This window comes from Runella sp. R5_40 (assembly GCF_057652295.1).
In genome coordinates this window covers 111,203-125,891 of the sequence record NZ_JBYFCH010000013.1, presented here as the reverse complement: position 1 = coordinate 125,891, position 14,689 = coordinate 111,203, and the positions used below count along the sequence as shown (strand labels likewise).

The 14,689-nt window shown below is 47.9% G+C and carries 8 protein-coding genes; 7 read left to right on the top strand and 1 reads right to left on the bottom strand.

Annotated elements, in window-relative coordinates; all coding sequences use genetic code 11:
* Positions 1-139 precede the first annotated feature (139 nt).
* On the bottom strand, positions 140-3,544 hold the full coding sequence (locus AC23N5_RS20535) for a DUF7133 domain-containing protein (RefSeq protein ID WP_487757049.1): 3,405 nt from the start codon (positions 3,542-3,544) through the stop codon (positions 140-142).
* Between the two features lie 294 nt (positions 3,545-3,838).
* Here AC23N5_RS20535 and AC23N5_RS20530 point away from each other — a divergent pair, with 294 nt between their 5' ends.
* The 7 genes from AC23N5_RS20530 to AC23N5_RS20500 all read left to right on the top strand — a co-directional run bounded on the left by AC23N5_RS20530 (position 3,839) and on the right by AC23N5_RS20500 (position 14,267).
* Positions 3,839-4,510: a response regulator transcription factor gene (locus AC23N5_RS20530; protein ID WP_183971319.1), complete on the top strand. Its 672-nt coding sequence runs from the start codon at positions 3,839-3,841 to the stop codon at positions 4,508-4,510.
* Positions 4,511-4,524: 14 nt separating this feature from the next.
* Positions 4,525-5,883, top strand: coding sequence for an ATP-binding protein (locus AC23N5_RS20525; protein WP_487757048.1), 1,359 nt, complete (start codon positions 4,525-4,527; stop codon positions 5,881-5,883).
* Positions 5,884-6,182: 299 nt separating this feature from the next.
* The gene (locus tag AC23N5_RS20520) at positions 6,183-6,467 is read left to right on the top strand and encodes a hypothetical protein (RefSeq protein WP_183971317.1); all 285 of its coding nucleotides are present in this window, start codon (positions 6,183-6,185) and stop codon (positions 6,465-6,467) included.
* A 49-nt stretch (positions 6,468-6,516) separates the two neighbouring features.
* A complete protein-coding gene (locus AC23N5_RS20515; RefSeq protein ID WP_183971316.1) occupies positions 6,517-7,599 on the top strand; it encodes an efflux RND transporter periplasmic adaptor subunit in 1,083 nt (360 codons plus the stop codon).
* A gap of 27 nt (positions 7,600-7,626) precedes the next feature.
* Positions 7,627-10,791, top strand: a complete 3,165-nt coding sequence (locus AC23N5_RS20510) for an efflux RND transporter permease subunit (protein WP_487757047.1) — start codon at positions 7,627-7,629, stop codon at positions 10,789-10,791.
* The gene (locus tag AC23N5_RS20505; protein WP_487757046.1) at positions 10,791-12,224 is read left to right on the top strand and encodes a TolC family protein; all 1,434 of its coding nucleotides are present in this window, start codon (positions 10,791-10,793) and stop codon (positions 12,222-12,224) included. Before AC23N5_RS20510 ends, AC23N5_RS20505 begins: the two co-directional genes overlap by 1 nt.
* Positions 12,225-12,344: 120 nt before the next feature.
* Positions 12,345-14,267: a heparinase II/III domain-containing protein gene (locus tag AC23N5_RS20500; protein ID WP_487757045.1), complete on the top strand. Its 1,923-nt coding sequence runs from the start codon at positions 12,345-12,347 to the stop codon at positions 14,265-14,267.
* The last annotated feature ends 422 nt before the right edge of the window (positions 14,268-14,689 follow it).

The window sequence follows — 14,689 nt, the reverse complement described above, 5'->3', positions numbered from 1 at the left end:
TACATCATCGCTAAAGTTTCTGCTGAGCCTTAAACAAAAACTTCCCGAAAACTTATAGCTTTCGGGAAGTTGAAAGATTGTCGAAAAGTTTTATCGAGACCTTCCCGAAAGTTTCAGAACTTTCGGGAAGATGGTACTCCTATTTTTTCAAACTCGTTAAGAACTCTACTAAATCGCGGATTTCGCGTTTTGACAGAATGCTCCCCATCGGCGGCATCCCCGATGGCATGTTTTCGCGCTTACCGATGCGCGCCACAGGAATGACCAATGGCTCGGCGTCGGAGGTATTGACAGTGAGTGTTTCAGCCGTTTCTTTGGCTAATGTTCCGTTCACCACTTGCCCGTCTTTCAGCGTGAGCGATACCATGCCAAACCCAGGTGCCAAACGGGCACTAGGTTCTACAAGTGCTTGCAATAATTGCTCGCGTGTAAGTTCATCACCAATGTGCGTCAATGATGGCCCAACGGCTCCACCCGTACCCCCAACGGCGTGACAACGTACGCACTGTGCCGCTGAGTTGTTGTTGAATATGTTGCGACCTGAAAAACGATTTCCGCCAAAGAGTGCCTCCGCATATTCATCTACAAGCGAAGCGCCTGGCTTCACCGTTGCCATTTTTTCTTTCAACGCTGCTACCCCCGAGGCTTCTACGGCTTCTTTCAGTTCCAATGACAAGTTGGGAGACAGTTTTTTATCCTTCAATTGGTCTATCAAATCGCCCAAAATTACCTGTGTTTTGTCAGCGTCCATTTTTCCCAACACTTCAAGCATTTTTTGTTGCTCCCGCGTTGTGCCTTTGGTAAAGATAGAATTGACAATCAATGGTAAACTTGCTTTGGTGACGTTGTTATTATTCAACAGCCCCAATGCTACCGTGCGCACACTTTCTTCTTTGTCGTCCATTCCTTTCTTCACAATGGCATCAATCTGCGCATAACCCAACTGATTGAGGGTAGTCAAAATAGCACTTTTTACCCGAGGACTTTCGCTGGCGTCAAAAATCGACACCAGTTGTTCGTTGGCTTCGGTGATTTTTACGTCCGCAATCAAGCCCACAATTGCCGCCAGAGGTTCTGCATTTTTCTCCTTCAAAAACTCATTGATGTAGGGCAACACTTTGGCTTTTACTGCCGCAGGGTCACGCTCAATTTTACCACGGTAACGACCATCAACACGGTCGGTGTACGACGGATTTGCCCACGTTCCGAGTGCGGCCAATGCTTCTGCTTTTATGTCTTCTTTGAGGTCGGTGCGACGGGCAAAATCAAGCAACAATTGAAGCTCCTTGTCGCCGCCCACGCGCAATGCCGCGTTGATGGCACGGCGTACAATCACCTCCGACGTAAAGCGGGTTTCTTTCAACGTAGCAGCCAAGGCAGGCAAGGCTCCCACAATCGACAGGTCGTCGTTGATGGCACGGGCGGCTTCGGCTACGATGTATTCGTCTTTATCGTTCAAGAAAACGGCTACATTTTCATTACGTAAACGTCTCAATACCACCACTGCCGCTGTCCGCAATGCTTTGCTTGGGTTATTGGCCAACGCCACCATTGGTTCTACTTTTCCAATGCGCGACAAGGCCAACACGCCCGCGTGACGTAAGTAGAGGTCTTCGTCGTTGTTGGCCCCAATCATTTCAATCAGCGGCGTTACGGCATCTGCATAAGCGATGCGTCCCAATGCTTCAGCAGCGTAAAAACGAACACGTGGGTTGGTGTTTTTCAACAAAGGTACCAATGCACTTCCTGCACTGGCGATACGTGCATCTCCGAGCATTTTGGCGGCTTGGGTCATAACCTCAGGGTCTTTGTCATTCAACAACGACATCAACGTCCCAGCGTTGGCTTGGTCGATGCGTGTCAACTGACCAATTCCCCAAATTCCGTGAATACGTGCCAATTGGTTCTGCGTTTGTTCGGCTGCTTTTATCAACTGCGGAAGCCCTTTTTTGCCGCGATTCACCAACTCAAATTGCGCTTTTTGACGAACCCGCATATCGCCGTACGAGAGCAGCGAATACAGTTTTTCTTCGGTTTGTGCAGGGTAACTCAACTGAATCATCCGCTTGGTTTCTTCGCGTACGGCTGCTAGGTCATTTTTATCTTTGGTAACGTCCAATTTCCAGACGCGGCCGTAATTTTTGGTTCCCCAGCCATTGATCCAGTCAGCGACGTACAACGCACCATCTGGCCCAAATTTGATGCCCGTTGGCAAAATCCCGCTCACAATGTCCTTTTCTCCATCGAGGTCAAACGTAGCCCCTTTTGGTTTCAGCCCAAACGACCAAATGTGTGACCGTGAGGGTGTTCCGACAAATTCTACCAAGAAAAACTTGTTTTTCCACTCCGACCCTAACGCCGTACCTGGGTTGTATTCCATCCCCGTTGGGCCATTATGGTAGTTCATGATGGGAGGCAAAATATAGGCTGCTTGCCCCTCCCAACGTGGTTTGAACAATTTCTCGTTCATCCACACATTGTATTTATTGTTGCGCGGGTCGGTGTATTTTCCATATTGCCAGTTGGAACGCCAGCCCGCGTCATGCCCCTGCACAACGTGCACCAAACGCTCGCTTTCGCCTGGATGGTCACCGTCGTTGTCAGACGAAATGAGGTTGCCGTATTCATCAAAAACAAACTCGTGGGTGTTACGAAGTCCCGAAGCAAAAATTTCAAAATCAGAGCCGTCTGGATTAGAACGAGCGATAATTCCTGAGTTGGGATTTTCCCATTTTTTGCCATCAGGTGCGGTGATATTCGCCCCAATGTCGCCAATGTTCCAATAAATGCGCCCATCGGGGCCTTCGGTTACGCCCGACATACCGTGACCACTAAACCCAATGTGGACACCGTAACCGTGGCTGATGGATGTCTTTTTATCCATGATACCATCGCCGTTGGTGTCTTTCAAACGCCAAAGGTCAGGAGCAATTGCCACAAAAATTTCGCCCGCCCGTACGAGCATTCCCCCCGCTACGTCGGTTACTTCGTCGAAAAAGTCTTCTAGCACACGCAGCGAAACGTCGGCGATACCGTCGTTGTTGGTATCTTCTAACCGCCAAATTTCATCTTTTTCGACGGCCAAGTCTTTCCAATCATGCACCCCATCTTCGTTGAGGTCGCGCAACCACTCGTTGGCTTTGCTGCGCTCAGGAGCAAATGTTTTGCGCAAAAACGCCCGACGATCTTCTACCGTTTGAAGTCCAATCGACTCCGTCATCCAATCGCGGTGCCCGCGAATGTCAAATTCTGAGTTTTTTTGGCGATGGGTACGGTTGATATAGACCCGTCCTTGGTCGTCGATGGCCATAGCCACGGGGTCGGGAGCAAGTGAGTCCGACGCCCAAAGGGTCATTTGTAGCCCTTCAGCAAGCTTTACGGGCGTTTTTTCACGGATTTCCTTGGCCCTAGCAATGGCCTTGGTAGGGTCTTCTTTGATGACAACGGGCTGGCTAGTACGTGGTGTTTTCATACACGACACCACCAAACAAGCCGTCCCGATTGCCGCCGAAAGTTGCAATTTTGACTGTTTTTTAAAACGCATGGGTTAATCAAACTTTTGTGAGAGAGATACTTAAAACTAAATAAAACGACCAAGTTCTGCTTTTTACTTATCCCACGTCAGTTTTTTAGACGAGCCCTTCTTTTATCGCCTTTTTTATGCCAAATAGTGCAACTAAATTATCGCAAGCGAGTATGAAAAAAGGATTAAAATCGCTTTACAAGGGCTACTTACATGACTACCCAATCGAGTCGGTGTCTATATTTGCAGCAACAGCATTACTCCTAAAGGGGTGGAAACGAACACTTTGACACATCAACAACCCACATCGTTTGTATGAAAATCTTATTAGTGGAAGACGAGGATAGACTCGCTTCTTTTATTCGTAAAGGCATTTCGGCCGAAGGCTATGAAGTAGAAGTTGCCTACGACGGGCGCATGGGTCTGTCGCTGTTTCGCAAAAATAGTTACGACATCATTTTATTGGACGTCAACCTTCCCCATATCAATGGCTTTGAGCTATGTCAGCTTATTCGGGCTGACAATGAAAGTGTTCCCGTACTAATGCTAACGGCCCTCGATAGCCTCGCCGACAAAGCCGATGGCTTCAACGCTGGCGCGGACGACTACCTCGCCAAACCTTTTGAATTTCAGGAACTTCTTTTGCGCCTTCGGGCACTCACGCGGCGAAGCGGCACTAAGCCAAAACAAGTGTTACGGTTGGCCGATTTGGAATTGAACCTTGATACCAAGACGGTCACTCGCGCTGGGCAACGCATCGACCTGACGACCCGCGAATACTCTTTGATGGAATATTTGATGCTCAACAAAGGGAAAATTATTTCGCGGGTGGACATTAGCGAACGCGTTTGGAGTTTGGATTTTGACAGCAGCACCAACGTCATCGACGTCTATGTCAGCTATTTGCGAAAAAAAATTGATAAAGGCTTTTCTACCAAACTCCTCCATACCATCGTTGGGATGGGCTATGTGCTGCGCGAAGGATAATCGTTTTCTATACTATGCTCATTCGGAATCGACTTACCATCATTTTTACCCTGCTTGCCACGGCCATTCAGGTGACGTTGTCGTTGTTGGTTTGGTATTTTTATTCGCTGTACCGTCAAGAAGAATTTTATAGCCGATTGGAGGGAAAAGCGCGGGTAGCGGGAAGGGTGTTGATTTCGAGGCGGCACCTGCACGATGATTTTTTTAAAAACATGGTTCGTACCGATTTGCTCACTATTGTCGAGGAGCAAATCAGTATTTTTGACCAACAACATAAGCTAGTTTTTACCAACCGAACCCTCAAAGAATCGGATTATTACAAGGAAAAAATCCCGCACCTCCCCTCTTCTGATGCCATTTTTGAATTTCGTACGGGGCACCTTGAGTCCATTTTAATTCCTTACAATGACCAAGGGCAGCGCTTTTTCATTTTTGCCTCGGGCTACGACCGCATTGGGTTTGCCAAACTTGGCACGTTACAACAAATCCTCCTGTTGGCCAACCTATTAGGATTTTCATTGATTGTATTGGCAGGATGGTATTTTTCGGGAAGGGTCTTGAAACCCATTTCTCAGATTGTTGAAGAAGTAGAACAGATTACCGCTAAAGATTTGCACAAACGGGTACAAGAGGGCAACCGCCGCGACGAAATTGCGCAGCTTGCGATGACCTTCAACCAAATGCTCTTTCGGCTCGAAGATGCCTTTGTCTCCCAACGGAGTTTTGTGGCCCACGCCTCTCACGAGCTTCGTACTCCGCTTACCAACACCCTCGGCACGCTCGAAACATCGCTCCGCTACGACCAAAACCCCAACGACTGGCGCGACAGCATGGAAGTCGCCGTGGAAGAATTAAAAAAGGTCATTTCGCTCACCAATAGCTTGCTGGGACTGGCGCGCGTAACCGATGGGGCGCTTACCCTCCAAAGCGTGCAGGTGGATGATTGTTTGCTGACCGCATTGGGACAAATTCATGCCAAATACCCGCACCGAAGTTTACCCCTTCAGTTTACAACCGACGACGACCACTCGCTGACGGTAAAAGGAAATGCGACTTTGCTGACCACTGCCTTTCTAAACCTCCTCGACAATGCCTGCAAGTACTCTACTGAGGCCGTTTCGGTACATCTTCAGACGACTTCTGATAAAATTTTGGTCGTTATCAAAGACCGCGGGCGGGGCATTGCCGAAGCCGATGTTGCCCACATTTTTGACCCACTTTACCGAGGAAAGAACGTAGAAGGAGTACCTGGGTTTGGCATTGGCTTAGCCATGACGCAGAAAATCATTGAGCTACACCAAGGCTTTCTGCAGTTGAATTCTAAAATCAACGAAGGCACCACCGTTTCCATCTCATTTCCCAGTTTAAGTTAATCTTTTTTAGGAGCGACGCTCATCTCACATTAGAAAATCACCCGATTTTTCTAATGTCTTCAAATTTGTTTCTTAAAAACAAATAATTGTACAATTCCTATTTTTCCTCAACTTATCAACTATTAACGCACAGCCTAAAAGCCCTAGAACTGGCTATTAGTAGGTATTTATACTTTCTTAGGCTGGCACAAGCACTTCAAGTCACTTAGATTTTTCTAATGTTTTCTAATTTGCTTCTCACACCGTTTTAATACCTAAGTGGTTGCTTTGTTTTGTCAATCAACATAGTTATCCACTCTATGCGACGCCATTATTTTCCATCGATTTTGCTTTACGGCTTGGGGCTCACATTGGCCCTCTCGCTAGGCTTCAACGGCTTTTTACTTTACCAACAAACCCGCCAGCGTAGCCTCTATGAATTTGAATTAGCCAGCGTGGCTAGCAGTGTCGATAATGTGTATTGTCGGCAGCAACTTTCGGAATGTATTCGTCACAACCAAGAGAAAGATAGCCTCTTACGAGAATTGGTCCAACACCCCAACGCTCCCCCGCTTTACAAAACAAACTCGCATTCAAAAAAATAAATCCACTCACATTATTCCCCATTCTCCCTACACAAAAAGTGAAATCAGTATGAATAAGACCCTCATGCTCGCAAGTTTCTGTGCCTTGTTGTGGTGTACAAGCTGCTCAGAAAAAGAAGAAGAGAAGGAAGAAATTACCAAGTTTTTGGTAACTACCCCCCTCAAAAAAGACACTACCATTACGAAAGATTACGTCTGCCAGATTCATGCCTTTCGTCACATTGAGCTCCGCGCTCAGCAGCGAGGCTACCTCCAAAACATTTACGTGGACGAAGGTCAGTTTATCAAAGAAGGCCAAATGATGTTCCAAATCATGCCCAAACTGTACGAAGCCGAAGTACAAAAAGCCGAAGCCGAAGCTAAGTTTGTCAGCATCGAATACCGAAATACCAAACGCCTTGCCGATAGCAACATCGTAGCGCCCAACGAATTGGCGATGGTCAATGCCAAGTGGGACAAAGCCAAAGCCGAACTTGCCTTAGCCCAAGTTCACTTAGGTTTTACCAAAATCAAAGCACCTTTTTCGGGCATCATGGACCATTTCCAAGTACGCCCTGGAAGCTTGGTGGACGAGGGCGATTTGCTTACCACGCTCTCTGACAACAGCAAAATGTGGGTGTATTTCAACGTACCCGAAGCCGAATATTTAGACTTTAAAGCCAAAGCCCAAGACGGCAAAAAGATGTCAGTTAACTTGTTGATGGCTAATAATCAACTCTTTGGTCATTCGGGCATTGTCGAAACGATTGAAGCCGACTTCAACAACGAAACGGGAAACATCGCCTTTCGGGCTACTTTCCCCAACCCCAAAGGGTTGCTTCGTCACGGCGAAACAGGCAACATCCAAATGGTGGTTCCGCTTCGCAACGCCATCATCATTCCTCAGAAAGCGACTTTTGAAATTCTGGAAAAACGCTATGTGTATGTGGTAGGCAAAGACAATGTTGTCAGATCGCGCGAGATTAACATCGCCGCCGAAATGCCCGACCTCTACGTGGTGAAAGATGGCCTGGCCGCCGACGAACGCATCTTGCTTGAAGGTATCCGTAAAGTACACGACAACGAGAAGATTCACTTCGACTACCAAGAACCGCAAAAAGTGTTGGCCAATCTTAAAGTATATACCGAGTAATAGCCGTCCCCAAAACCTCGCACGAATATGTTTAGTAAATTCATACATCGGCCAGTACTTGCTATCGTCATCTCGCTGGTCATCATTTTTATGGGAATATTGGCTATCACTAGCTTACCCATCTCGCAGTTTCCCGAAATTTCGCCCCCAATGGTCATCGTACGGGCCTCTTACCCAGGGGCTAGTGCGAAGGTACTTACCGAATCGGTGCTGATTCCGATGGAACAGGCCATCAACGGCGTACCTGGCATGAAATACATGACTTCTGACGCCACCAGTGCGGGGGAAGCCAACATCCAGATTGTCTTTAACCTCGGCACTGACCCCGACCAAGCGGTCGTCAACGTCAATACGCGTATTGCGCAGGTACTCAACCGTTTGCCTATTTTGGTACAACGCGAAGGGGTCATCGTAAACCGCATCGTTCCTAACATGTTGATGTACGTCAACTTGTACAGCAAAGACCCCAAGGCCAACATGAAGTTTCTCTTCAACTTTGCGGGAGTAAATATGTTGCCTGAACTTCAACGGATTACGGGAATTGGACAGGCTAGTATCTTGGGGAGTCGCCAGTACGCCATGCGGATTTGGCTCAAACCCGACCGTATGCGGGCTTATAATATTTCGGCCGACGAGGTGATGGAAGCCCTCAACGACCAGAGTGTGATTGGCTCGCCTGGGCGGATTGGCCGAAGCGACGGAAAACGCGCCGAAGCCTTGGAATACGTACTGACTTACCAAGGGCGTTTCAACGACGTGGAGCAGTACAAAAACGTGATTGTGAAGGCAAATCCTAACGGTGAAATTCTGAAACTGAAAGACATTGCCGAAGTGGAGCTTGGTAGCGAATATTATGACATTTATTCCAACCTCAACGGCTACCCGTCGGCGGCGATTATGCTCAAACAAACCTACGGAAGTAACGCCAGCGATGTCATTAAAAGCGTAAAAGCCAAACTGGACGAAATGAAGAAAACGTCGTTTCCGCCTGGTATGGATTACGAAATTAGCTACGACGTTTCGCACTTTTTGGATGCCTCCATCGAAAACGTCATTCACACCCTGCGCGATGCCTTTATTCTGGTGGCTTTGGTGGTATTTATCTTCTTGGGCGACTGGCGTTCTACGCTCATCCCTACGCTGGCCGTGCCCGTATCGCTGATTGGTGCGTTTATCTTTATGCAGCTTTTTGGCCTGACCATCAACATGATTACGCTCTTCGCGTTGGTACTCGCCATCGGTATTGTGGTCGATGACGCCATTGTGGTCGTGGAGGCCGTCCATGCCAAAATGGAAGAAGAGCCGCACCTCACGCCTTACAAAGCCGTCAAGAAAGTACTTCGCGAAATCAGCGGTGCCGTTATTGCCATCACGTTGTTGATGACCGCCGTGTTTGTTCCCGTCGCGTTTATGACAGGCCCCGTGGGGATTTTCTACCGCCAGTTTTCGATTACAATGGCTACGTCTATCGTCATTTCAGGGCTGGTAGCACTTACCCTCACGCCCGTGCTTTGTGCCATGATTTTGAAAAACCACCACGGCCACAAACGCAAGAAAACCATCATCGACCGCTTCATTGATGCTTTCAACCGAGGTTTTGAGAAACTGACGGGTCGGTACGTGGGGCTTCTGCGCCTCATCGTCAACCGCCGCATGGTGACTTGGGGAATCTTGTTGGCGTTTGGAATTGGAATTTTCGGAATTACGGCCAAACTCCCCTCGGGCTTTATTCCGAGCGAAGACCAAGGCATGATTTACGCCATTGTACAAACGCCGCCTGGCTCGACCTTGGAACGCACCAACGACATTACCCGCAAACTCCAAGCCATTGCCGAAAAAGTAGAAGGGATTCAGTCGGTTTCGGCCCTTGCGGGCTACGAAGTCCTTACCGAAGGGCGGGGGTCAAACGCGGGTACGTGTTTGATTAACCTCAAGCCTTGGAACGAACGTAAACAGACCGTCAATGAGATTATTTATGAATTAGAAGAACGAGCCAAAGTAATCCCTGGGGCAACCATCGAATTTTTTGACCCACCAGCCGTACCAGGCTACGGAGCTGCGGGTGGTTTTGCGCTGCAATTGTTGGACAAAACCAACACGGGTGATTACAAACAACTCGAAAAAGTCAGCTCCGACTTTATGGGTGAACTCAAGAAGCGGAAAGAACTGACGGGCTTGTTTACCTTTTACAGTGCCAATTACCCCCAATACGAACTCGAAATCGACAATAAATTGGCCATGCAAAAGGGTGTTTCGATTGGCAACGCCATGAATACCCTCTCTATCTTGATTGGTAGTACGTACGAACTCGGTTTTATTAAGTTTCAGCGTTTCTTTAAGGTGTTTGTGCAAGCATCGCCCGAATACCGCCGACTCCCTGACGACATTATGAACCTGTACGTCAAAAACAAGTACGACGAAATGGTACCGTTCTCGGCCTTTATGCGCATCAAAAAATCGCAGGGCGCCAACGAAATCAACCGCTATAACATGTACACCACTGCGGCTTTCCGTGGGGCACCCGCCAAAGGGTATAGTAGTGGGGAGGCCATCAAGGTGATTCAGGAAGTGGCCAAGAAAACCCTTCCACGCGGCTACGACATCGACTGGGGTGGGTTGTCGAAAGACGAAGTAATGCGGGGCAACGAAGCACTTTACATTTTCCTCATCGTATTGGCCTTTGTGTATTTTGTCCTTGCTGCCCAGTACGAGAGCTTTATTCTGCCGCTGGCGGTGGTCTTCTCGCTGCCTGCGGGGGTCTTCGGTTCTTTCTTGCTCATTAAAGTGATGGGACTTGCCAACGACATTTATGCCCAAGTAGGGTTGGTGATGTTGGTCGGGTTATTGGGGAAAAACGCCGTTTTGATTGTGGAATTTGCCGTCCAGAAACACAAGGAAGGCTTCACCGTCTTAAACGCTGCCATCGAAGGAGCCAAAGTACGTTTCCGCCCCATTTTGATGACGTCTTTTGCCTTCATTGCGGGGTTAATTCCGCTTGTGCTTGCCACAGGCGCAGGGGCCATCGGAAACCGTACAATTGGTTCGTCGGCACTAGGAGGAATGCTTTTCGGGACTGTATTCGGCGTGATTATCGTTCCTGGGCTGTACTTTATTTTCGGAAAAATAGCCGAAGGTCGTCAGTTGATTAAAGGCGAAAAAGAGAATCCGTTAACCGAAGAAATTGAGCACTAATGTTTAAGAAAATCATCATACTCGGTCTTGGAGTTGCGGGGTTAACGTTGGCCATTTCGGGCTGCAAAACCCCAGCGCTGGTCACCAGAACCGAACGAAACACCTTACCTGCGAGTTTCAATAACTCGCAGGACTCGACCAGCAGCGCCACCATTCGATGGAAGGAGTTCTTTACCGACCCTTACCTTACAGCCTTGATTGATAGCGCCTTGCAAAACAATCAGGAGCTAAGCATTACGATGCAGGAAATCGAAATGTCGCGCAACGAAATCATGGCTCGTCAAGGGGAATACAAACCTTTTGTGGGCATCCGTGGCAGTGCGGGCGTGGACAAAGTGGGGCGTTATACCAACATCGGAGCCAGCGAAGCCACCACCGACATCAAACCTGGCCGAGAAACCCCCGAACCGTTGCCCAATTTTTTGGGAGGACTTTTTGCCACGTGGGAAATCGACATTTGGCATAAACTCCGCAATGCCAAAGATGCCGCCGTGCATCGGTACTTGGCCAGTGGTGAGGGTAGAAATTTCATGGTGACCAACTTAATTGCCGAAATTGCTACTTCGTACTATGAGTTGTTGGCACTTGACAATCAATTGGCGATTATTCACCAAAACATTGATATTCAGAACAATGCCCTTCGTATTGTGCGCCTTCAAAAAGAAGCCACCAAGGTAACAGAATTGGCCGTACGGCGGTTTGAGGCTCAGGTATTGAACACCCAAAGTTTGCAATACAACATCCAGCAACGAATCATCGAAACCGAAAACCGCATCAATTTTTTGGTGGGACGCTATCCCCAAACCGTGGCGCGTAGTTCACAAGATTTTAGCAATTTAGTCCCCACGACCATTCATACGGGCTTGCCTTCGCAGTTGTTGGGCAATCGCCCCGACATTCGTCAGGCAGAGCAGGAATTGGCCGCCAACAAACTCGATGTGCAAGTGGCCAAAGCCCGTTTTTATCCTTCGTTGGGCATTTCGGCAGGACTGGGTTATCAGGCTTTTAATCCACTTTATTTGTTAAAAACACCCCAATCGCTCCTTCTTTCTTTGGCGGGGGATTTGGCGGCACCGTTGGTCAATAAAAACGCCATCAAAGCCTCTTATTTCAACGCCAATGCCAAGCAGATTCAAGCCGTGTACAACTATGAACGTACGTTGTTAAACGCCTACATCGAAGTGGCCAACCAAATGGCCAAAATAGGTAATTTGGAAAAAACGTACGACACAAAATCAAAAGAGGTTCAGGCACTTACGCAGTCCATTACGATTTCAAACAACCTGTTTAGCTCGGCCCGCGCCGATTACATGGAAGTGTTGTTGACACAACGCGACGCCATAGAATCGCGGTTTGACTTGGTCGAAACCAAGATGCAACAGATGAATGCTGTTGTGAATATTTACCGCGCCCTGGGCGGGGGTTGGAATTAAACCAAAATCCCGCAAATTTATTTTCTGTGGTCAGTATGAAAAGGGGTTTCTTGCCATCTGTTAGATATAAACCCTTCAATAGCGACGTTGCGTTGCAACGTCGCTACAATAAAACGACCAATGAAACACCTTTTCACCACCCTTTTAATCGGTTGGGCGGCCATCGCCAGCGCCCAAGTAACCCAACGTAACCTGCTCGGTACGGCCTATTCGCTTGAGGCTGTCAAGCAGTCGCTCCTCCCCCAAGCACAATTTAAACCCTACCCCAAAACCGCCGCCGAATGGCAATCCCAGCTTCCCGATAGTGTGGTGGCACGGGTGATCAAAGCGGGAGAAGCCGTGTTGAACTACAAATTTGAAGCCATTCCAGCCAGCGTTTCGATGGATTTTGTCCGCTCAGGCGACCGCGAACGCCACGGTAAACTTTCGTACGGAAAACGAAACGCCCTCATTGACCTTGTTTTGGCCGAAAGCGTCGAAGACAAAGGCCGTTTTACGGAAGCCATTTTCAACGGCGTTTGGTCCATTTGTGAGGAAAGTTTTTGGGGTGTTCCTGCCCACATTAGCGGTACAGGTCTGCCCAACGTCGAAGACCCCGTCGTGGATTTGTTTGCGGCCGAGACCGCAGCCGTACTTTCTTTCGCCGACTATTTTGTGGGTGAAAAATTAGACAAAATCAATAAACTTATCCGCAAGCGAATTTACGTTGAAACCAATCGGCGGTTGTTTGTCCCCATGATTCAAAACCCCGATCGATATGGCTGGATGAGCAAGAAAAATGCCGTCAATAACTGGAATCCGTGGATTATGTCCAACTGGATGACAGCGGCGCTGTTGTTGGAAAAAGACGAAAAACGCCGCGCGGAGCAATTACACGCCGCTATGCTCGGTTTGGATTTGTACCTCAACGGCCTCGGTGAGGATGGCGGCTGCGACGAAGGCCCAAGTTATTGGTTTGCGGCGGGAGCTTGTGTGTTTGACTGTTTGGAATTACTCGAATCCGCGACTCAAAACAAAGTAAGTGCGTACCAACAGCCGCTTGTTCAAAAAATGGCGTCGTACGTATTCAAAACCCACATTTCGGACGATTACTTTGTCAACTTTGCCGATGCCGACCCCAAACTCAAGCCCGACGGCATTATGTTGTATCGTTTTGGCAAAAAAATCAACGATGCTCAACTCATGCAATTTGGTCTATGGGCAACTGAAAAATACCCCTTGGCGGTGTCTAACAACGGCTTTCACCGTATGCGTCGCATCCAGAACTTACTTACTATCAAAGAATTACCTTCCACCAAAGCGACGTATCAACCCGTCAAAGACGCTTGGCTCGGCGATATTCAAGTACTAACGGCCCGTAGTTCCAACGGTCTGTATTTGGCTACCCACGGCGGGCACAATGCCGAAAGCCACAACCACAACGACGTGGGCGATTTTCTACTTTATGCCAACGGTGAGCCTGTTATCATCGACGCAGGTCGCGGCAACTACACCGCCCGCACTTTTTCGTCGAAGCGGTACGAGCTTTGGTTTACCCAATCGCAATACCATAATTTGCCCATTGTCAACGGACTAGGACAACTTGCGGGACGCACCTACGAAGCGCATAACGTCAAAAGTATCATCAACGAAAAAGAGGCGACGTTGTCGATGGATATTGCGCCTAGCTATGCCAAAGAAGCGGGGATTCTGGCTTGGAATCGCTCGGTGAAGCTCAATCGCGTAAAAAATGTTGTCGAAATAAACGATGATTTTTCGTTGGCTCAAAAACCCACTTCGCTCCAGCAAATTTTTATGACGGTTTGCGACACGGATTTAACCACTCTTGGCAAAATCAAATTGACTACCCCCAAAGGCCAAACCTTTGTTATTCAATACGATAACAAACTTTGGGACGTATCTACCGACCTCCCCTCCACCGACGGAATGGAGTACGTTAGTTTCAAAACCAAATGGGACAATCGCCCCGTGCGTCGATTGATTCTTTCGCACAAAGCACTGCCTCAGAAAGGAAAATCGACATTTTTAATTATGCCGAATTAGGTACATTGTTTGCTACTTTTTTTAAGTTTTACCCGCAGATTAAGAGCCGCAGATATTCGCTGATAAAAATAGCTTCATTAAGTCGTTTATCAGCGAATATCTGCGTTTGTATTATTCTGCGCGCTTCTGCGGGTAAAAAATGAAATTATGTATTAAGCCTAGTATTTTCCCTTTTTTCATCGTCGATGTAGCTAAATAGGCGCTAAAGTCAAAACTTAGCGTTAACTTTACTTACACATTCTACACCAAAGGACCAAAACAGCTGTTTTTGACACCTTATTGCTCATTTTTTTCCCTCAAGTGGCTAATCATGGCATGGTTCGTGTAAATGAAATTAAGTTAGTTACATTGACGATTGGTATGGAGATGCTGACTTTTAGGTTTACTTTACTCCTTTTTATAGTTGAATTTGTACTTGGCAC